Below are 21111 nucleotides of genomic sequence, written 5' to 3'. Positions count from 1 at the left end.
AGAATCATGAATCGTGCATCATGCATCCTGTATCCTGAATTAAGAAGGAGGTATCGATTAGGATGGAAGCAAGTAACGGAAAGATAGGCAAAATCGTTCAGGTGATGGGACCGGTCGTTGACGTCGAGTTCAAGGATGGTGAGCTGCCTTCGATCTATACCGCGGTCAAACTGACCAACCCGCTCTTGAACGATAAAAAGTGGAACCTGGTGCTAGAAGTAGCCCAGCAGCTAGGTGGGAAACGGGTTCGCTGTATTGCTATGGATTCTACCGATGGTATTAAAAGAGGAGAAGACGCGCTGAATACCGGAGAGGGAATAACCGTGCCGGTCGGAAAGGAAGCCCTGGGAAGGCTGATCAACGTCGTAGGAGAGCCGATAGACGAAGCGGGTCCTATAGACACGAAGGAGCGCTGGCCTATTCATCGTCCCGCCCCTGAGTTTGTGGAGCAGAGCACACAGCTTGAGGTATTCGAGACCGGAATTAAAGTGATTGACCTTCTGGCCCCTTTCCTCAAGGGCGGAAAAATCGGTCTATTCGGTGGCGCAGGCGTGGGAAAGACGGTTCTCCTGATGGAGCTAATCCACAACGTGGCCAAAGAGCACGGCGGTGTTTCTGTCTTCGGTGGAGTCGGAGAGAGAACCCGTGAGGGGAACGACCTTTGGCTTGAAATGAAAGAGTCAGGAGTCATCAAGAACACCGGAATGGTTTTCGGACAGATGAACGAGCCGCCGGGGGCCAGGGCACGCGTGGGTCTTACCGCCCTTACCCTTGCCGAATACTTTAGAGACGTAGGCGGGCAGGACGTACTTCTATTCATCGATAACATATTCCGGTTTACCCAAGCCGGTTCGGAAGTATCCGCCCTTCTCGGAAGAATCCCATCGGCGGTCGGTTATCAGCCTACCCTGGCCACAGACTTAGGAGAGTTACAGGAGAGAATTACCTCCACTGTCAAAGGCTCGATCACATCGGTGCAGGCCATATACGTTCCGGCGGACGACCTTACCGACCCGGCACCGGCCACGACCTTCGCCCACCTGGACGGAACTATCGTTCTTTCACGACAGCTAACCGAGCTTGGCATATACCCGGCCGTAGATCCCCTCGATTCCACCTCTCGAATCCTGGACCCCAGGATCGTTGGAGATGAGCATTACAAGATCGCCCGCGAGGTTCAAAGGATACTCCAGCGCTATAAGCAACTCCAGGAGATCATAGCCATTCTGGGGATGGACGAGCTTTCCGAAGAGGACAAGCTCATAGTAGCCAGAGCAAGAAAGGTGCAGAGGCTTCTTTCACAGCCATTCAGCGTTGCCGAGCAATTCACCGGGACACCTGGTAAATACGTGCCAATCAAGGAAACCATCGAGGCATTCAAAGAGGTAATAGCCGGAAACATGGACGAGGTCCCGGAGCAGGCATTTTACATGGCTGGAAATTTGGAGGAGGTTTACGCCAAGGCCAAACAGCTTATATCGGGATAAGATTAACCACAGAGAACACAGAAGCTGGCGAGAATTAATTGAATCAAATTTTTAAATTTTTATCTCTTTGTACTCTGTGCCCTCCGTGGCTAAAGTTAAACTTGAAAATGCCGTTTCCTCTCCCCCCTGCGGGGGTGCGGTATACGAAGTGTGCATCATATGGAAATAAAAGGTCGGGATAGGGGGTAAATAATCCCCCCACCTTAATCCTCCCCCACAAGGGGGAAGGAAATTCCGAAGGGAGAAAAGAATTGGCGGAAAGACTGGAACTCAAAGTGATCACCCCATCAAGGGTAGTAATAAGCGAAGAGGTGGATGAAGTCATAGCGCCCGGAGAGTTGGGAGAGTTCGGAGTCCTTCCCGGGCATGTCCCTTTTATCACCCTTCTTATGCCCGGTGAGCTTAAGTACAGGAAGGATGGAACTGAAAGAAGGTTTATAGTTTGGGGTGGTCTTTCCGAGGTCAGAGACGACAAGGTCACCGTCCTCACCGATAACGTCGAAGACCCCAGGTTTGTAGATTCCGAAGCTGCGCAAAGAGAGGCCGAGGCCCTGCTAGAAGAGCTTAAGAGCTTCAGCGGTAAGACCAGAGAATTAAAAGAGATAAACAAGAAACTGAGACTGGCACAGTTAAAAGCAGGTATCAAGGAATAAAAATAGAGCCTACTTTTAATCCCGTAGAACGTCCTTGCTGAGTTAATTTCTCCATATTAGAAATTAACTCATTCAACTAAAATGTCCCCAAATTTGATTGAAATAATGTAAGGAACGCATACCCGTACTGAGCCCTTCGACTCCTCAGGATAAACTCCGTCGAAGTATATGCGTTCACTACGAAACAAAGGGTTTCTTTAATTTCGTAAGCGGTATGTAGAGAACTTCTAGTAGTTCATCTAATCGGATGGTAATCTTATCTTAATCCAAAACATACGGTGAGACTATGACCAACCTTACGATCGCAATTCCCGATGACCGTTTGCTAAAACTAAAAGAAATGGCTGCCCGCTTTAATCTAACGCCGGAAGAGTTAGTGTCTATAAGCATTGAAGATCTGCTCGCCCGTCCTGAAGATTCCTTTCGACTCGCTGTAGAGCATGTTCTCAAAAAGAATGCTGAACTCTACAGACGGTTGGCTTAATGCGCTATATTACTCTCGGCGAAATGCTGGAACTTTATGTTCAGATATTGCACCAGTCTGGAGGCGCTGTAGGCATCCATAATTTAGGCGCTTTAGAGTCGGCCCTCATTCAGCCGCGTATGACTTTTGGCGGTGAAGATTTACCCCACAATTGTCGAAAAGGCCTCGGCTCTGGGCTATTCAATCATTAAAAACCATCCCTTCATCAATGGCAACAAACGTGCTGGCCATGCTGCAATGGAAGTCTTTCTTGTCTTGAATGGCTTTGAGATATCCGCCTCTATATATGAGCAAGAGAAAATCATTCTTCAAGTAGCGTCTGGCGCGTTGGGGCGAGACGAGCTCACTGATTGGCTTCGTGCCCATATCATAGAAAAGACTTGATAATGCACTCGGCTGCTAGATCGCTAGACGTACACTCGCTTTTTTTTGATCAAAAATCACTCCGGGGTGTAATAATCGTAATAATCCAATCCCAGGTGGGTAATAAGCTCTTCGCCCTTGAGGTAACGGAGGGTGTTTTTAAGCTTCATAAGCTGGATGAAAAGGTCGTGTTCCGGGTATAGACCCTCTCCATGCATCGGGCTCTTGAAATAGAAGGAGAGCCACTCCTGAATGCCGTACAAACCGGCCCTTTCCGCTAAGTCCAGAAAGAGAACCAGGTCGAGAACAATTGGGGCCGCCAGTATGCTGTCACGACAGAGGAAGTTAACCTTAATCTGCATCGGATAGCCGAGCCATCCGAATATGTCGATGTTGTCCCAGGCTTCTTTGGCATCTCCCCTGGGAGGGTAGTAATTGATCCTAACTTTGTGGTAGTAGTCAGAGTAGAGGTCCGGATACAAGTCCGGCTGGAATATATATTCGAGGACGCTTAGCTTGCTTTCCTCTTTAGTCTTGAAAGAATAAGGGTCGTCCAAGACCTCGCCGTCCCTGTTGCCCAGAATGTTGGTAGAGAACCAGCCGTTAAGCCCGATCATCCTGGCCTTGAGGCCGGGAGCGATTATTGTCTTCATAAGGGTCTGGCCGGTCTTAAAATCCTTCCCGGCGATTGGCACCTTTTTCTTTTGCGCCAAGCTCATCAGCGCCGGAAAATCAACCGAAAGATTAGGAGCGCCGTTTGCATAGGGCACGCCGCACTGAATCGCCGCATAGGCATATATCATGCTTGGCGAAATCTCCGGGTGGTTGTCTTTCAGACCGTCCTCAAACTTCTTTATAGAGCTATGAACCTCGGAAGGCTTTATATACACCTCGGTGCTTCCACACCACACCATAACCAAACGGTCGAGCTGGTTTTCACTCTTGAAATTGATGATGTCGTCCATGAGCTGCTCGGCAAGGTCCATCTTTGTTTTCCCGGACTTGAGATGCTTGCCGTTCAGGTTTTTGACGTACCTTCTATCAAAAACAGCGGGCATAGGCTCGGTATAGTAGAGTACGTCTTTTAACTCATCGAGGAGATTTTTATCCAGTACCCCAGCTTTGAGGGCGGCATCGTAACAATTCTCAGAGAATATATCCCAGCCGCCGAACACCAGGGCGTCCGGGTTAACCAGTGGAATGAAATCCTTTATGAGAGGGAATCTTTTCTCGGTCCTCTTGCCCAGCCGGATAGTACCCATTTGGGTAAGGGAGCCGATGGGCTTGCCGAGCCCCCTTTTTATGGCTTCAACGCCGGCAATGAACGTAGTACTAACCGCACCACCTATCCCCGGAAGTAACACTCCCAGCCGGCCACTGGGCGGAACGATCCTCGCTTTTCTTTTGACTGTTTTTCTGGTTTTGTTAGGCAAGTGATTCCCTGACTTCCTCTTCCTTCGACTCTGCTCTGAACAGACTAGATTGCTCCCCCAGACCCCAGTGGATATTACCTCTTCGAGAACTGCTGGCCTCTTCTGGCCTTTCTCTTTCCGTATTTTTTGCTTTCCACCATTCTGGGGTCGCGGGTTAGAAGGCCGGCGCTCTTAAGCGTCTTTTTGAACGAATCGCTCACCCGCAGAAGGGCTCTGGCCAGCCCGTGCCTTACGGCATCCGATTGCCCGGTTAGCCCGCCTCCGCTCACATCCACGAAAACGTCATACTTATTCAATGTCTGGGTTAACTTAAGTGCCTCAAGCGCCCTTATTCTCCATGTTTCGCGGGGGAAATACGATTCAACCGGCTTGTCGTTTATGGAGATTTTGCCCCCACCATCGCGTAACCACACCTTCGCTATCGATGTCTTTCGCCTTCCTGTTCCATAATATGTAACATCAGCCATTGCTACTCTTAAACCTCCAACGCCTCTGGTTTTTGGGCTTCATGAGGATGCTCGCTGCCAGAATATATCTTTAGCCTGGTTATCAGCCTGTTTTGCCACTTGCTTTTGGGAAGCATTCCCCATACCGCTTTTTTCAGTATCTCTTCCGGCTTATCTTTAAACAGCTTCTCCGCGGTAATTGACTTAAGTCCACCCGGATAAGGCGTGTGCCAGTAATAGGTTTTCTGAGTCCACTTTTTCCCGGTGAAATTTACCTTGTCCGCATTGATTACTATAACGAAATCTCCGGTATCCGCATGTGGTGTAAACCCTGGTTTGTCCTTCCCTCTCAGAATTTTTGCAATCTTAGTGGCAATCCGGCCTACTGTCCTTCCACTAGCGTCAATCAAATACCATTTCCTCTCTATATCCTCATTCCTGGCCATGTATGTCTTCATTTTACCTATTCCTAGCTTTTTGGTTGAATGAACAATGTACCAAATCCCCTTTGATTGTCAAGAATAACATATATGCCCCCCGCGTTGGTCATCGGCAAGAGAACCATCCCTTCCCCGATTAAATTGGCGACCCGCTCAGGACAGGCCCTTCGACCCTTTGGCATGGCTCAAGGCAGGCTTGTTCACTACCCAAACACCGCCGACCCTATGCGAGCCGGGCTGGCACCTACCATGAATGATTACCGAGTTACTTATAATCAACTAACTGAACCAACCATCAAAAGAAGGATGAGAACTGGTCAAAGAAAAAGGGTGACCCGAAAGCGAACGGATTACAAAATGAAGGGAAGAATAGATTTGGACATACAAAAGTATTGAATAGGAAAGGAGACGGAACTATAGGATGGAAAGTGAAGAAGGCGAAAGGAAAGAAAAAAGGACGAAAGGCAAAGGGTGATAGCACAAGCGCCTTGAACACAAAAGGGTTAAACCCGAAGAAAAAAGTGGAGGTTGGGAAAGTGAAGAACGGGTTGAAAAAGAAGAAAAAATTTATGGTATCGTGATGGTGGCGATGACGGTGGTGGTCAAAATCCCTATGATGCGGCTTATGATGATATTTTTTGGCAGGCTCCGAGGTGGTGTATCTCAGCCCGTTATTAGAGCCTGTTTCTTTACCGAATTGCTTGATTGCCGGTTTTGTCGCCGTCTTGGTAAATGTAATAGCATCTCCAAAACCCTCACTACCGTCCACCAGGGAATCACCTGATTTTAATCTGCCGATTTTGGAAACTACCTTTTTTCCGCCGACAAAGGTTATCGTTTCTCTGCCGTCTCGATACGAGCTGATGTTATTGGAGAAGTGTCTGACCCCGCTTTTTTTATCAACCCAGTGAGCTATCTCTGTCCTGGTAGAGGAGTCAGAAACTACACCTGGAGCCGTGCCTATTTCTTCCACGGTGATTGGAGTAATACTGGAAGAAGAGGTATTAGTAAAATTTCTAGTTCTTATGGGAGCGGTGGTGCTGTTTAAACTCGAACCCGATTTAAAAACCGGTCCTTTGCTATTAATAAAACCGGTAGTTACTTCGTTTCTCTCGAAAGTTGAGCCCACATTGCTTATTAATTGGTTACCATCTCCTCCACCCGTACCTATTTTATTATTGTAATCAAGGTTATTTTTAGCGGACGTCCTGTAAGTAGAACCGCTGGACAAGCCATTATAAGATTTCCTGGGCATCACCCCTGAGTTAATCAGGTTCTGTTTTTGATTTGTGAGGGTGTTGCTAAGGGTGGTGGAACGCGTTAAGCTTGACCCCCTGCCGAAAGTAGTCCTGTTGGTATTAGAAAAACCCGGGTGCTTGACCAAGCTGCTACCGAGGCCCCCATTCCTTAATCCGGCTGCTCTATTAGTCGAGAATGAGCTTCTATTGAATCCTCCTCTCAAACTGTAGCCGGAACTGCCGGCAGTAAAACCCCTGGCCCCGAAACCGGTCTTGCCAAATCCGCTTCTTGTTCCACCTCCCCGGAAATTTTGCGCTTGGGACAAAACAGGAAGTAATACAATTGAAATGAATATTATCAGGCTTAATCTTAGTATTCCCATCCGCTCACCACTCCTTAAACTAGTAATTAGCTCCCTACTACACCATATTATAACAAATCTGATATAACAAACCCAAATTGTTTTTATCGATCCGATTAAACAATAATAATTACAATTTACCCCGCGTTTACTTTACTAAATCCCATAGACTCGAAGAAGCGATTCAGGATGGCCCTAATCTTGCACACACAAAACAATCCAGTAAAATAAACCACCGTGCCATCCCTTATACTGGGTATAGAATCCTCTTGCGATGAGACGGCGGTAGCGGTCATCAAAGACGGTAAGACTGCGCTCTCCAGCGTGGTGTCTTCTCAGGTTGAAATCCATAAAAAATACGGTGGGGTGGTACCAGAACTCGCTTCGAGAAAGCATGTCGAGAACATAATTCCCGTACTGGAAAAAGCCCTTTCCGACGCCGGAGTATCGCTCTCAGAGATCGAAGGTATTTCTGTAACACGCGGGCCGGGCCTGGTCGGATGCCTTATGGTTGGGGTTTCAACGGCAAAAGCAATGGCCTTCTCCCTCGAGGTTCCCCTCATCGGCGTAGACCACCTTGAGTCTCATCTGGCCGCCATTCACCTGGAGTACGACGTTCCTTTTCCGTTCATAGGCCTTGTGGTTTCAGGGGGGCATACCAGTCTATACCTGGTCAATAACCATACCGATATCAAATTAATGGGGAAAACCAGGGACGATGCAGCCGGCGAGGCGTTTGACAAGGCAGCCAAACTTCTCGGCTTAAGCTATCCGGGCGGTGTAGAGATTGACAGACTCTCAAAAGAGGGAGACCGGAAAGCTATTTCATTCCCTCGACCTTTCTTAACATCTTCGTCCTTTGATTTCAGCTTCAGCGGTTTAAAGACTGCACTCGTCTACTACCTCAAGAAAAACCCTGCTCCCGATGGAATAAAGCTTAAGAATATCTGCGCCAGCTACCAGGAAGCCATAGTCGAGACCCTGGTAGAAAAAACCCTGGCCGCTACGAAACTACACCAGGTAAGAGCGGTAGTTATTGCCGGAGGGGTTGCCTGCAACTCCCGCTTGAGAGAACTGGCTAAAGATAGGTTTGAGAATGAAGGGATTTCCTTTTATATTCCCTCCCCCAAATATTGCACCGACAATGCGGCAATGGTGGGGGCGCTTGGGTTTTATAAGCTAGCTGAGGGGGATTACTCGGGGCTCGACCTAAACCCCTATTCTACCTCCCGCCCGAAGTACGTAAGGGGAAGAGGACTGATTGCAAATTAGCTTGACCCAATTTTACCTATACTATTTCGACATAAAGTTAATTCACATAGCCTAGAGCTTTTAATTGTTCGGTTAACTCATCGTCGATCTTTATTTTATCTGCAGAGATGACGTTGGACTTTTCTGCCTGGGCATCCATCCAAGCCTGAAGCTCTACAAATAGGGATTTGCCAATTTCCAGCTTCTCATCAAAAAGGTTAATCTGCTCCCTGGGGTCATTAATAAGATCATATAATTCCAGATGGCTTTGGGACCGGTGTAATAGCTTCCAATCCTTACTCCTGATCATTTTATATTCATGGTCTTTTTCGCTGAATGCAAAAGCGCTGTCATATGACCCCTTCTTCGCTACTTCAACCAAACTATCGCCGTCTATTCCTGCTGGAACAGGAAGGCCCAGAAGCTCGAGTACCGTTGGCATAATGTCTATGCTCTCCACCTGCGCATCAACAATACGGCTCTGGGGAAACGCGGGAGCTTTTATAATCAGCGGCACTCTAATAACTTCGTCGTAAAGCTCAAAATGACCAATTTCAAGAGCCTTATGGTCTAAAAAATTTTCCCCGTGGTCTGAGGTGAGAATGATAATACTGCTGTCATAGAGTCCTAGATCCCTCAGTTCCTCGAACAGCTTTCCCAGGAAATCGTCGGTATAATAGATATCGCCGTCGTACTTATCAATTAAATAAACATAATCTTCTTCTTTCATTTTGTCTTGAATACTATGATAGTCGGTTGCCACTTTTTTCTCCGTTTCCTCCAACATGCCTCGATAGCTTTTGTCACTATAAACATCATATTGAGGTGAAGGGCTATAGGGAGCGTGGACTTGGTAGGTATGCAGGAAAAGAAAAAAGGGGTTCGAATTGTTCTTTCTTAACCAATTAACCGCTTTTGTGTAGGTCACTTCTATGCTACCCCAGGTTTGCACCGGTTTATCATCAAAGAAATCAAACCCTTGGTAGCCAAACCTGTGATTCACGTTGCCACCGTCCGTAATAGCGGCAGTCTCATACCCGACGTTTTGTAGCAATTCTCCAAGAGTCGATTGTCCATCGCTAAGCTTCTTATCTGTCGACAATACACCATGGCCGGATGGATAGAGGCCAGTCAGCATGGACATATGTGAGGGCAATGTCCACGAGGATTGGGCAATGGTGTTTAAAAATAGAACACCACCTTCTGCAAAGCGGTCTATGTTAGGACTGGTATTACGGCTGTAACCATAGCAACTGATATGGTCTGCTCTAAGCGTATCTATAGAAATTAGTATTACACTAGGCCTACCCTTATCCAAAGACTGAAAATACAAATAGCGGCCCAAATTCAGGCCAATAACTAAGCAAAATATGACAACTAGAATCTTGAGGTTTTGTATTTTTAGACAAGCGCTAAATTTGGTCCGAGATATCTTCAAGATTAGCCATCCCACAAACACACTGGTAAGAAGCCATAGAGCGTTTCCAACTATACTCTTTAACTCATAAAATCCAGGTAGGTACCGCTTATTTATCCAATACCCAGCTATAATAAAAAGCAATAATGCCGGAATTATTCCGTCGATGATTAGATTGCTATGTTTTCTATCAATGCCGCTGAAGTTAAGAAAAGCCAGTACCACGACCAGAACAACCAAAACAAACAGTCCAACCATCAATGCAATAAACAAGTATTTGTTGATGATCGAGGTAAACCAATAAACGGCTAAATAATACATCCCCTGCCCCAGGTACCCATTAGCAACAATGAAATCTATGCTCTTTATGACCCCAAGTAGAAATCCCAACACACCTGCCAACAAAAGAGCAACAACGAATTTGGTCTCGTATTGGCTTATATTTTCAAATTTCATCTCTTGTTGCCGGCTTTAACCGATTTAATTTTTAACAACTCTAATCAGGGCACATTAAAAACCCGTAGTAGCGGTTCCAAGACCACAAATCAGCCCGGGTAAAGGCTGCCTCGAACCGTAAAACCGGAAAATAATGTTAATCCAAATTAGTTGATATAGCCGAGAGCCTTTAGCTGGTCGGTTAGTTCCTTATCCAGCTCGATTTTGTTATCCGTGGAATTTGACTTGGATAGCTGTTTCTGGGTGTCGGACCAAATATTAAGTGCTTCAAATAACGACTTGACCACTTCGGTCTCTTGGGCAAAGATATTTAGTTGTTCCTTGGGATCTTTTATGAGATCAAATAGTTCGAATTCGCTCTGGGATCGCTGTAATAGCTTCCAATCTTTACTCCTGATCATTTTATATTCATGGTCTGTTTGGCTGAAGGCGAACACGCCGTCGTATGATCCTATTCTGACCAATTCAACTAAACTCTCCCCATCAACCCTGACTGGAATAGATATATCCAGGAGTTCGAGCACGGTGGGCATGATATCTATGCTCTCGACCTGGGCCTCGATAACTTGATTTTTAGGAAACGAAGGGGCTTTGATAATCAACGGCACTTTGACTATTTCGTCGTATAGTTCGCCATGACCCACATTGTAGGCCTTATGGTCCAAAAAATTTTCTCCATGGTCAGATGTAAGGACGATTATACTATCGTCGTATAACCCCAAATCTTTCAGTTTCTGGAACAGCTTTCCGAGGAAAAAGTCTGTATAGTAGATCTCACCGTCATACTTGTCGATTAAATACAGAAAATCCTCTAAAGTCATTTGGTCATGAATTTTGTTGTAATGAGCATACTTAACGTATCCATACGTAATGCCCCGATAGCTCTTATCGCTATAGATATCGTAACCGGGTAAAGGGTCATACGGAGCGTGGACTTGATAGGTGTGCAGGAAAAGGAAAAAAGGCCTGGAATGGCCCTTTCTCAACCATTTAACTGCCCTTTTGTAAGTTTTTTTAATTGCGCCCCGGCACTTTAAACAACCCTTGTCGTGATAAAAGTCAAAACCCTGATAGCCATACCCCTGACTCAAGTAGACTCTATCGGTAATAGCGGCAGTCTCATATCCGGCGTTTTGTAGTATTTCGGCAATAGTCAAATGCCCATCACTTAGCTTGTTGTGTTTGGATAAAACACCATGACCGGTCGGGTAGTGTCCTGTCAACATGGACATATGCGAGGGCAGCGTCCATGAGGACTGGGCAATAGTATTCGTGAATAAAACTCCATCCCGAGCAAAGCGATCGATGTTGGGGCTGGTGTTACGTTCGTAGCCATAGCAGCTTAGATGATCCGCCCTCAAAGTATCGATGGAGATGAGAATAAGATTAGGACGGTCTGACTTAGCAGACCGTGAATAGACAAAGTAAGCCAGGTTAAGCATCGCAACCAAACTCACCAGACAGATCAAGGTTCTAGCGCCATACATTTTCCCAGGGAAATTAATCTTCTTATGGGATACTTTTACAATTAACAGCCCAAGCACCCAGACCAGAACCACACAAACCGTGGCCCATATGAGGTTTGCAACAATGCTCTTTAAATCAAAAAACCCTGGAAGATACTTCCTGTTTATCAAATAACCTCCAATGATAAATACCGATGCCGAGGGTGCTATTCCATATACGATTACATCGCCGGTTCTCTTACTTAAACCAGTAAACCGGAGAAGGGCTTTCATAGCATAAAGCCCTATGAAAAAGAGCACTGTCGTTCCCAAAGGGATCAACACACACTTATCAACGCTCGATACCAAAGAACGAAGCGATATATAATACATCCCGTACTGCAGGTAATTATTGGAGATAACAAAGGCCATAGCCTTCAAAATCCCGAATAAAAGTCCAAGGCTTATGGCCACAAATACGGCTATTTTAAACTTGAATGCACATTGGTTTGATCCCTTATTATTTGCTGGAAAGGAAAAGGCAAAAGTGGATATCAACACCCCTTGAGCAACTAACAGGAGTATTGCGGTATTACTAAAGATGTAGGACAATTCAACCCCCCTCATGCAAAAATGAGTGGTTTTCGGTCTATTTTAAGGCAGGTTGGTTGAACCCATTAGATATCGGTCGCATTCACGAGCAGCTCCTCGCCCCTCGTTTATGGCCCACACTACAAGGCTCTGGCCACGGCGCATGTCTCCAGCTACGAAAACACCTTCCACGTTCGTAGCAAACTTGCCATGCTCGGCCTTGGCGTTCGAGCGCTCATCCCTGTCAATACCCAGTTGCTCAAGAATTGTGTCCTCGGGCCCAAGGAAGCCCAGGGCTAATAGCACAAGCTGTGCCGGCCAAACCTTTTCAGTCCCGGGGATTTCTTTAAGCACTGGACGGCCATTGTCGCCCTTTTGCCAATCTACCCGTATGGTGTGTAATTCTTTGACCTGGCCTCTTTCATCCCCTACGAACCTTTTGGTCAAAACCCGGTACTTTCTGGGATCCTGTCCGAATATGGCGGCGGCCTCTTCTTGCCCGTAGTCTAGCTTATACACCCTGGGCCACTGAGGCCAGGGGTTATCCGGGGCACGACTAAGAGGGGGCTTAGGAAGTATTTCAAATTGCAAGAGGCTCCTGCACCCGTGCCGCATCGCCGTTGCGACGCAGTCCGTACCCGTATCGCCTCCGCCCAGGATGATTACGTCCTTGTCCTTTGCCGATATATATTTTCCGTCCATAAGATTGCTGTCGAGTAAACTCTTCGTGTTGGCCCGGAGGAACTCCATCGCAAAATGAATACCCTGGAGATTTCTACCCTCGATAGGCAGGTCCCGCGGTTTAGTGGCTCCACAACAAAGGACGACGGCATCAAATTCCTTGAGCAGCATGTCAGAAGGATAGTTCTTACCTACTTCTATACCAGTAACAAACTCGACCCCTTCTTCTACCATCAGGTTTATCCGGCGCTGAACCACTTTCTTGTCCAGGTGGGGATTGGGTATGCCATACATGAGTAGACCCCCGATTCGGTCGTCACGCTCGAATACGGTCACCCAATGCCCTGCCTTGTTGAGCTGGGCGGCGCATGCCAGCCCGGCTGGACCAGAACCAACCACGGCTACTTTTTTACCCGTACGCACAGGAGGCGGCTCCGGAACCACCCATCCTTCTTCAAATCCCTTATCGATTATAGCACATTCTATAGCTTTGATCGTAACCGGAGGCTCGTTGATTCCGAGAACACAAGCTGCCTCGCAGGGGGCGGGACAGATCCGGCCGGTAAACTCGGGGAAATTGTTGGTCTTATGTAACCGTTCTAGCGCTTCTCTCCAAAGCCCGCGGTATACCAGGTCATTCCATTCAGGAATGAGGTTATTTACGGGACAGCCCGAGGTCATGCCCTCTAATATGATCCCGGTATGGCAAAATGGCACCCCACAATCCATACACCGTGCCCCCTGCACCTTGAGTTTTTCATCAGGGAAGTGTTGATGAAACTCGCCCCAATCACGAACCCGCTCGGCTGGGGAACGCTCCTCAGGGAGTTCGCGTGTATATTCTAAGAATCCGGTAGGCTTACCCATTTCATTTTCTCTCGAGTTATTGTAGCCAATACCCTATCGGGAACACCGAGATATTGTTCTATAACTCCGTGTCCCTGTCAACCACTGACCTGTGAACCAGTTAGCTGAATAGAGGGTGCGATTTGCTTATCCTGAATCGAGACCGAAAGTGCAAATCGCTTATGGCAACCTAGTTTCCGCTGACTCGGGCCAGGTCGCGCTTATTCTCCTCGAAGGCGGCCATGACTGCTTCCTCGCCGCTCAAGCCCGCTTCCTGAACCCGCTTCATTGCCTGAAGCATACGTTTATAATCTCTAGGCATTACCTTTACAAACTTTGGTACCACCTCATCCCAAATCGCTAATAAGTTTCGAGCCCGGCTACTCCTAGTATAATCAGCGTGCTTACGTATAAGCTCCCTTATCTCCTCGATCTCCTTTACATCTTCCAGCCGCTCAAGATAAACCATCTCTTTGTTACATCGCCGGTCGAAGTCGTCGGTTTCGTCGAGCACGTAAGCAACACCACCGGACATACCCGCTGCAAAATTCCTCCCGGTCGGACCCAACACTACGACCAGTCCTCCAGTCATGTATTCACACCCGTGGTCCCCTACCGCTTCCACTACTGCTTTCACACCGCTATTACGCACACAGAATCTTTCCCCGGCCATGCCTCTAATATAGGCTTCGCCAGACGTAGCGCCGTAAAACGCCACATTGCCGATGATTATGTTTTCCTCGGGAACGAATGTCGAGCCTTTGGGGGGATAGACGATGATCTTACCCCCGCAAAGCCCCTTTCCGATGTAGTCGTTGGAATCACCCTCGAGGGTTAGTGTGATACCTCGTGGTATAAAAGCCCCAAAGCTCTGTCCTGCCGACCCGCGGAAGTGGAGCCGAATCGTATCCTCCGGAAGTCCCTCCGCACCATAACGCTTGGTAAGTTCGCTTCCCAATATGGTTCCTACCACCCGGTTAGTATTGTGAATAGGAAGTATTGCTTCTACCGGCTCGCGTCTCTCCAGGGCAGGTTTACAGAGGTCTAGAAGCACCAGATTGTCCAGCGCTTTTTCGAGCCCGTGGTCTTGGGGAATCTGGCAGTATCTTCCCACCTCCGGCGGCACATCGGGTTGATAAAGAATAGCTGAAAAATCCAGGCCCTTAGCCTTCCAGTGGTCTACGGCCTTTTTAACCTCCAACTTGTCTGTTCGTCCTATCATCTCGTTGACCGTACGGAATCCAAGCTTGGCCATCAGTTCTCTCATCTCCTGGGCGATGAAATGCATGAAATTCACCACATGTGCTGGGTCTCCCTGGAATTTCTTTCGGAGTTCCGGATTCTGAGTGGCCACACCGACGGGGCAAGTATCTAGATGACAGACACGCATCATGATGCAGCCCAATGCAATAAGAGGTGCTGTTGCAAATCCAAATTCCTCTGCTCCAAGTAGTGCTGCAACCACAACATCTCGACCGGTCTTAAGCTGACCATCGGCCTCTACCACAATCCGGCTTCTCAGGTCATTCAGTAAAAGTGTCTGATGAGTTTCTGCCAGTCCTAGCTCCAAGGGAAGTCCGGCGTGATGGATACTAGTCTGAGGTGATGCACCAGTTCCACCCTCATATCCGCTAATTAACACAACATCCGCATGACCCTTCGCCACTCCCGCAGCGATAGTGCCCACACCTACCTCGGACACCAGCTTTACACTGATTCGAGCCCCTGGATTAGCATTCTTTAGGTCATGGATTAATTCTGCCAAATCCTCGATTGAATAGATATCGTGATGGGGAGGAGGTGAAATCAATCCCACACCCGGGACGGAGAATCGTACCTTAGCGATCCAAGGATAAACCTTCGCTCCGGGGAGTTGTCCTCCTTCACCCGGCTTTGCGCCCTGCGCCATTTTTATCTGAATTTCTTTTGCATTGACCAGGTATTGACTGGTGACACCAAATCTCCCGGATGCGACCTGTTTTATCGCACTATTGCGAGAATCACCATTAACATCCGGTATAAAGCGAGAAGGATCTTCCCCTCCCTCTCCCGTGTTGCTCTTTCCACCGATACGGTTCATTGCAATCGCTAGAGCTTCATGGGCTTCCAGACTGATAGCCCCATAGGATATAGCCCCAGTTTTGAATCTTTTGACTATCGATTCGACAGGCTCGACTTCCTGGATGGGGATTGGTTTATCTGCGAACTTAAACTCTAGTAACCCCCGCAAGGTACTGAGCTTTTTGTTGTGATTATTCACCAGCCCGGAATACTCTTTAAATGCCTCGTAGTCGTTGGTACGGCAAGCACGCTGAAGCTTATGCACCGTCTGTGGATTGAACATATGGTACTCGCCATCATGCCGCCATTGGTATTTCCCGCCTACATCCAGCGTCTTACAATCAACCGGCCGATCCGGGAATGCACGCTCATGCCTCATGCGCGCCTCCTCGGCGATGACATCGATTCCCACGCCTCCCACCCGCGATGCGGTCCAGGTGAAATATTTGTCTATGAATTTCTGGTCCAGTCCTACTGCCTCAAATATCTGGGCACCCCGGTAGCTTTGAATCGTGGAGATGCCCATCTTGGACATCACCTTGACCACTCCCTTTACCGTAGCCTTTATGTACTTCTCCACCGCTTTTTCGTAGGTTATATCCTTAAGCATCCCCTCACTGATCATATCATCTAACGTTTCATAAGCCAGGTAAGGATTGATTGCTCCGACGCCATACCCAATTAGAAGGGAAAAATGATGCACCTCTCTAGGCTCGCCGGATTCCAGCACCAACCCCACCTTAGTGCGGGTTCCCTCTCGAATCAAGTGATGATGAAGGCCGGATACGGCCAGTAAAGCCGGGATTGGGGCGCTCTCACGGTCAACCCCCTTGTCAGAAAGTATGAGTATATTGGCTCCTTCGGAGATAGCCCGGTCCGCCTGGCTGTAAAGCTCGTCCATAGCCTTTTCCAATCCTCTTCCCCCTTCTGAAACCTTGAATAGGATCGGCAGTGTGACAGACCTGAATCCAGGAATGTTGACGTGGCGAAGCTTTTCCAGTTCTTCGTTGGTCAGTATGGGCGTTTTGAGCTTGATTTGACGGCAGCTCTCCGGTTCTGGCACCAGGAGATTTCTTTCCGGGCCGATGGTGGTTTCCGTCGCTGTGATTATCTCCTCACGAATGGAGTCAATTGGAGGGTTGGTTACCTGAGCGAACAACTGCTTGAAATAATTGTAAAGAAGCTGGGGCCTGTCCGAAAGAACGGCTAGCGGCACGTCGTTTCCCATAGACCCAACCGGGTCAACCCCGTCCTTTGCCATCGGCGCCATCATGATTCTCAAGTCTTCAAATGTGTATCCGAAAGCCTGTTGCCGCTGAAGCACCGTTTCGTGATCATGCTCCGGGATATGAGGTGCTTCAGGTAAGTCTTCGAGTGACACCAAATGTTCGTTTAACCAGAGCCGGTAAGGATGCTCGGTAGCTATTCTATGCTTTAACTCCTCGTCATCCACTATTCGTCCCTCTTCGGTGTCAATCATGAACATTCGGCCCGGCTGAAGTCGTCCCTTGTATAGCACGCGCTCTGGGGGTACGTCTAGTACACCGACCTCTGAAGCCATTATTACCAGGTCGTCCTTTGTGACATAGTAACGAGAAGGACGAAGCCCATTTCTATCCAATACCGCGCCGACCCTGATGCCGTCGGTGAACGCAATCGAGGCGGGTCCATCCCAGGGTTCCATTAAGCAACTGTGATACTCATAAAACGCCTTCTTCTCATCACTCATGCTCTCGTGGTTAGACCAAGGCTCCGGGATCATCATCATTACCGCATGGGGCAAGGACCTTCCAGCCAGGACAAGAAACTCCAGACAGTTATCAAACATCGCCGAGTCGCTTCCGTCCGGAAAAATGACCGGAAGTACCTTGGGCAGGTCCTCGCCAAATAGGGTGGATTCAAACATGGCCTGCCGCGTGTGCATCCAGTTTATATTTCCCCGTAGGGTATTTATCTCTCCGTTATGTATCAGATAACGATAGGGGTGCGAGCGCTCCCAACTGGGAAAGGTGTTCGTGCTGAATCGTGAATGAACCAGGGCAAGCGCCGTCTCCATGTTCGGATCTAGGAGGTCTGGATAATACTCCTCAACCTGCTCTGCGGTGAGCATCCCCTTGTAAACTATGGTCTTGTAAGAGAGGCTGGGAATGTAAAAATACGCTCCTCCATTCATTCCGGAGTAGCGTATGGCTTTGGTAGTGCGTTTGCGAATAACATAGAGCTTTCGCTCGAAGGCCATATCATCTTCGATCCGGGGGCTTCGCTTTATAAAAACCTGGCGTATGAACGGCTCGCAGGACCTAGCCGTCTTTCCGACAGAGACATTGTTCGTGGGTACGGTTCGCCACCCCAGAACCTGTTGACCTTCTTCCTCGATAATTTTCTCGAAAAGTTCCTCACAGCTTCGTCTCAGAGCCGGGTCGGGAGGTAAATACACCATACCTATCCCATAACGTCCATATTCTGGTAGGTCGATACCGTTCTCCGCGCACACCTTACTCAAGAATTTATGGGGCGTCTGCATGAGGATACCGCCACCGTCGCCGGTATTTGGTTCGCAGCCACAACCACCGCGATGGTTGAGGTTTACCAGTATGGTGAGCGCCTGATGCACAATCTCATGAGATTTCCTCCCTTTAATGTTTACAATGAATCCTATACCACAGGAATCTCGCTCGAATTGTGGATCATAGAGACCCTGCTTTGGTGGGAACCCAAGAAGTTCCATTAAGCCTCCTTCCCCAATATGCTTTGAGTCAGAAGTAGAGTTTAACTATGTTTAAAACAACAATCAAGAGTGAGACCTGCTAAAACAAGGTGTGACAAAACCTCTTTTATTAAATGTTAACAGCCTATCATATCTTCATTTTGAATGATTCGGCAAATACACTTGAAAATAACCAGTATAATTTATACAATAATAATTCCACGGAGGTTACACCAGATGAGAAGAGGAGATAGAGTGTATTACGTCAAAGACTTTATTCAGTCTGTCCCTCTTCACTCTCCCAAAATAATATTCGAAGAACTGGAAAGGCTCGGTTACCGAGGACAACCCAATGCCAGAAGAGCGGTGTCGCTCGCCGCTTACCGACACGTAAAAAGGTTAAAACTCCTCCACATTAAAAAGAATCCCCGGGCGGAACTACCACCCAGGCCGAACTCGATTCTAATGGGTCCGACCGGATGCGGCAAAACTTATCTTATCGAACTCCTTTTTGGAGAAATCTTCAAACTTCCCTTCATTATAGTGGATATGACCAAATTTACCGAATCTGGCTACGTGGGTGATGACGTAGTAAATATTCTGGTACAACTGGTCTACGCCGCAAACGAGAGCATTGATATAGCCGAGTGCGGTGTAGTGGTGCTAGACGAATTCGATAAAATAGCCGGGGCTTACAGCAGCGCCCGGTTTGCCGGACAGGGGACTACAAAAGACGTTTCCGGCTACGGCGTCCAGAGAGAGCTTCTTAAAATTTTGGAGGGTACTGATATCCAGATACCACTCGACTTCGGTTTCTCTAGTAGGGGTCCCCGGGCTTTAATCTCCACGAGAGACATCACATTCTTCTCCGTGGGTGCATTCTCCGGCATAAGGAACCTGTTTGAGAAAAGCGGGATGGGTTTCCTGCAAAAGCTGGAGGAGAATGACGGAGAAGAATCAATCGCCTACAAACTGAGCGAAGAAGAGGCCGATGACATAACCAGATTTCACCTTTTCGGCTTCCTTCCCGAACTGATCGCCCGATTCAACAGAATCGTGCCCTTCGCCCCGCTCGATAACGACACCCTGAAGGAGATACTCTTCCTCAAGATCCAAAAATACAAGAAGGAATTCGAGGAAGAAGGTTTCAAACTCCAGGTAGACCCAAGGGTCGCAGATTTTATCATAAGAGAAGCCGTCAAGAGACAAACCGGCGCCAGGGGGCTTGATGTCCTTATATCCAAGCATCTGGAGGAAGTAGCCTTTGAAATATTCGGAAAGGGCGATGAAGGTGAGGTTATATTGACGGTTTCCTCCGGCAAGGTTTCCCACATAGTAAAGAAGCGGGCATGATGGATTCGACAAGCTCACCACGGAAGGTATCCATAGTAAGCCTAGGATGTTCCAAAAATCTCGTCGATAGCGAGCTTATGCTCGGTTCATTAAAGAATGCAGGCTACGAAATCTCCTCCGAAGAAGAAGCAGATGTGCTCATAGTGAACACCTGCGGATTTATCGGCGACGCAAAGAAAGAATCCATAAACACCATAATCGAGCTTTCGGAGCATAAACGCCAAGGAAGATGTAAAAAGTTGATCGTCACCGGCTGTCTGGTGGAGAGATACGCCGAAGAGCTTAGTCGGGAGCTTCCGGAAGTGGATTCATTCTGGGGCACAGGCAACCTTCTTAAAATCGGCGAGGTTCTTAAGAAAGAGAGAATAAAAAAATTCTATAAAGCACCTCCCGGCACCATATATGACCCGGACACACCAAGGGTTCTGACGACCCTTTCCCACACCGCTTATGTAAAGGTCTCGGAAGGCTGCTCCAGAACCTGCTCCTTTTGCATAATTCCCAGGATGAGGGGGCTTATGAGAAGTAGACCGATTGAGTCTATAGTTGAAGAGGCGAAGAATCTTTCCGTTCTCGGTATAAAAGAAATAAATCTTATTGCACAGGACATGACCAGCTACGGAAGGGATATCGGGACTAATCTAGAGTCCATGCTCCGAGAACTGGTAAAAGTTGATGGGATAAAATGGATTAGAATCCATTACTGCTATCCCTGGGGATTCACCGATTCTCTGGTCAAGCTGATAGCCGAGGAAGAAAAAATCCTTCCCTACATCGACATGCCCCTTCAGCACATAAACGACCGAATCCTGAAGCTCATGGACAGAAAAACTACCAGCACACGCATCAGAGAGATCATCCAAAAACTCCGCACCGAGGTTGATAACCTGGCACTCCGTACCACATTCATCGTAGGATTCCCCGGTGAAACGGATGAAGAGTTTGCTGAGCTTCTCGATTTTGTCGAGGAGACGGAGTTCGACAGAGCCGGGGCGTTTAAGTACTCACAGGAAGAAGGGACAAAAGCGGGGGAGATGCCAGGGCAAATCCCCGAGGATGTGAAGGAAGACCGATATGAAAGACTGCTCGAAGTTCAATCCGAAGTTTCCTTGAAGAAAAACCAAGCTTTAATCGGAAAAACATACGAGGGTTTCATCGAAGGCACAGAAAACGGAAACTACATAGCCAGGATCCCCTCTCAGGCACCGGAAGTCGATGGGGTGACTTATGTGAAGAGAGAGAGGCAACTCAAAACCGGTGACCTTATTAACATAAGGATTACAGGCGCTGATATTTATGACCTGTTTGGGGAAGTGGTAGGCTGAGACTGTCAGACATGAATGTCTGACCCACCATATCAAAATCTCAGTTATTGGGTAGAACAGACATTCTTGTCT

14 protein-coding genes and 1 pseudogene are annotated in these 21111 nt (G+C 47.8%); 7 read left to right on the top strand and 8 right to left on the bottom strand.

The genetic code is table 11. From position 1 onward, the window contains the following. Nucleotides 1–62 precede the first annotated feature (62 nt). The 4 genes and pseudogenes from atpD (at nt 63) to VNN20_15560 (ending at nt 3008) form a co-directional block, all read left to right on the top strand. Nucleotides 63–1487, top strand: coding sequence for a F0F1 ATP synthase subunit beta (gene atpD, locus VNN20_15575; protein ID HWP93612.1), 1425 nt, complete (start codon nt 63–65; stop codon nt 1485–1487). 251 nt (nt 1488–1738) lie between these two features. Then, nucleotides 1739–2140 (top strand): ATP synthase F1 subunit epsilon, encoded by a 402-nt coding sequence (gene atpC / locus VNN20_15570; GenBank protein ID HWP93611.1) that lies wholly within the window; start codon nt 1739–1741, stop codon nt 2138–2140. 286 nt (nt 2141–2426) lie between these two features. Next, on the top strand, nt 2427–2624 hold the full coding sequence (locus VNN20_15565) for a DNA-binding protein (protein HWP93610.1): 198 nt from the start codon (nt 2427–2429) through the stop codon (nt 2622–2624). Continuing rightward, nucleotides 2624–3008: pseudogene (locus VNN20_15560) on the top strand (type II toxin-antitoxin system death-on-curing family toxin). Before VNN20_15565 ends, VNN20_15560 begins: the two are co-directional and overlap by 1 nt. 56 nt (nt 3009–3064) lie before the next feature. Here VNN20_15560 and VNN20_15555 read toward each other — a convergent pair. From VNN20_15555 to VNN20_15540, 4 genes are all read right to left on the bottom strand, one after another. Next, nucleotides 3065–4420 carry an inositol-3-phosphate synthase gene (locus tag VNN20_15555; protein ID HWP93609.1) on the bottom strand — a complete coding sequence of 452 codons (1356 nt, stop codon included), beginning with the start codon at nt 4418–4420 and terminating at the stop codon, nt 3065–3067. 74 nt (nt 4421–4494) lie between these two features. After that, nucleotides 4495–4887: a 30S ribosomal protein S9 gene (gene rpsI, locus VNN20_15550; GenBank protein ID HWP93608.1), complete on the bottom strand. Its 393-nt coding sequence runs from the start codon at nt 4885–4887 to the stop codon at nt 4495–4497. 8 nt (nt 4888–4895) lie between these two features. Further along, nucleotides 4896–5324: a 50S ribosomal protein L13 gene (gene rplM, locus VNN20_15545; GenBank protein ID HWP93607.1), complete on the bottom strand. Its 429-nt coding sequence runs from the start codon at nt 5322–5324 to the stop codon at nt 4896–4898. 277 nt (nt 5325–5601) lie between these two features. Beyond that, on the bottom strand, nt 5602–6927 hold the full coding sequence (locus VNN20_15540; GenBank protein ID HWP93606.1) for a hypothetical protein: 1326 nt from the start codon (nt 6925–6927) through the stop codon (nt 5602–5604). 216 nt (nt 6928–7143) lie between these two features. On the opposite strand from VNN20_15540, the gene tsaD reads away from it, so the two are divergent. After that, nucleotides 7144–8178: a tRNA (adenosine(37)-N6)-threonylcarbamoyltransferase complex transferase subunit TsaD gene (tsaD, locus tag VNN20_15535; GenBank protein HWP93605.1), complete on the top strand. Its 1035-nt coding sequence runs from the start codon at nt 7144–7146 to the stop codon at nt 8176–8178. A gap of 37 nt (nt 8179–8215) precedes the next feature. Here tsaD and VNN20_15530 read toward each other — a convergent pair whose 3' ends face one another. From VNN20_15530 to gltB, 4 genes are all read right to left on the bottom strand, one after another. Then, nucleotides 8216–10030, bottom strand: a complete 1815-nt coding sequence (locus VNN20_15530; GenBank protein ID HWP93604.1) for a sulfatase — start codon at nt 10028–10030, stop codon at nt 8216–8218. A 146-nt stretch (nt 10031–10176) separates the two neighbouring features. Then, nucleotides 10177–12087 (bottom strand): sulfatase-like hydrolase/transferase, encoded by a 1911-nt coding sequence (locus tag VNN20_15525; protein HWP93603.1) that lies wholly within the window; start codon nt 12085–12087, stop codon nt 10177–10179. A 42-nt stretch (nt 12088–12129) separates the two neighbouring features. After that, nucleotides 12130–13614, bottom strand: a complete 1485-nt coding sequence (locus VNN20_15520) for a glutamate synthase subunit beta (protein ID HWP93602.1) — start codon at nt 13612–13614, stop codon at nt 12130–12132. 169 nt (nt 13615–13783) lie between these two features. Continuing rightward, on the bottom strand, nt 13784–18382 hold the full coding sequence (gene gltB, locus VNN20_15515; GenBank protein ID HWP93601.1) for a glutamate synthase large subunit: 4599 nt from the start codon (nt 18380–18382) through the stop codon (nt 13784–13786). Between the two features lie 216 nt (nt 18383–18598). Between gltB and VNN20_15510 the strand changes: the two genes are divergently transcribed. Further along, nucleotides 18599–19714 carry an AAA family ATPase gene (locus tag VNN20_15510; protein HWP93600.1) on the top strand — a complete coding sequence of 372 codons (1116 nt, stop codon included), beginning with the start codon at nt 18599–18601 and terminating at the stop codon, nt 19712–19714. Continuing rightward, nucleotides 19714–21039, top strand: a complete 1326-nt coding sequence (gene rimO / locus VNN20_15505) for a 30S ribosomal protein S12 methylthiotransferase RimO (protein HWP93599.1) — start codon at nt 19714–19716, stop codon at nt 21037–21039. The genes VNN20_15510 and rimO overlap by 1 nt, the downstream gene beginning before the upstream one ends. Nucleotides 21040–21111 lie beyond the last annotated feature (72 nt).

This window comes from Thermodesulfobacteriota bacterium (genome assembly GCA_035559815.1).
GTDB lineage: Bacteria > Desulfobacterota_D > UBA1144 > Nemesobacterales > CSP1-2 > DATMAT01.
This window is presented reverse-complemented; position numbering and strand designations above follow the sequence as displayed.

Coding starts and splice junctions, on each gene's coding strand:
- atpD (HWP93612.1), top strand. CDS start 63: ATGGAAGCAAGTAACGGAAAGATAGGCAAAATCGTTCAGGTGATGGGA.
- VNN20_15565 (HWP93610.1), top strand. CDS start 2,427: ATGACCAACCTTACGATCGCAATTCCCGATGACCGTTTGCTAAAACTA.
- rpsI (HWP93608.1), bottom strand. CDS start 4,887: ATGGCTGATGTTACATATTATGGAACAGGAAGGCGAAAGACATCGATA.
- rplM (HWP93607.1), bottom strand. CDS start 5,324: ATGAAGACATACATGGCCAGGAATGAGGATATAGAGAGGAAATGGTAT.
- VNN20_15540 (HWP93606.1), bottom strand. CDS start 6,927: ATGGGAATACTAAGATTAAGCCTGATAATATTCATTTCAATTGTATTA.
- VNN20_15530 (HWP93604.1), bottom strand. CDS start 10,030: ATGAAATTTGAAAATATAAGCCAATACGAGACCAAATTCGTTGTTGCT.
- VNN20_15520 (HWP93602.1), bottom strand. CDS start 13,614: ATGGGTAAGCCTACCGGATTCTTAGAATATACACGCGAACTCCCTGAG.
- gltB (HWP93601.1), bottom strand. CDS start 18,382: ATGGAACTTCTTGGGTTCCCACCAAAGCAGGGTCTCTATGATCCACAA.
- VNN20_15510 (HWP93600.1), top strand. CDS start 18,599: ATGAGAAGAGGAGATAGAGTGTATTACGTCAAAGACTTTATTCAGTCT.
- rimO (HWP93599.1), top strand. CDS start 19,714: ATGGATTCGACAAGCTCACCACGGAAGGTATCCATAGTAAGCCTAGGA.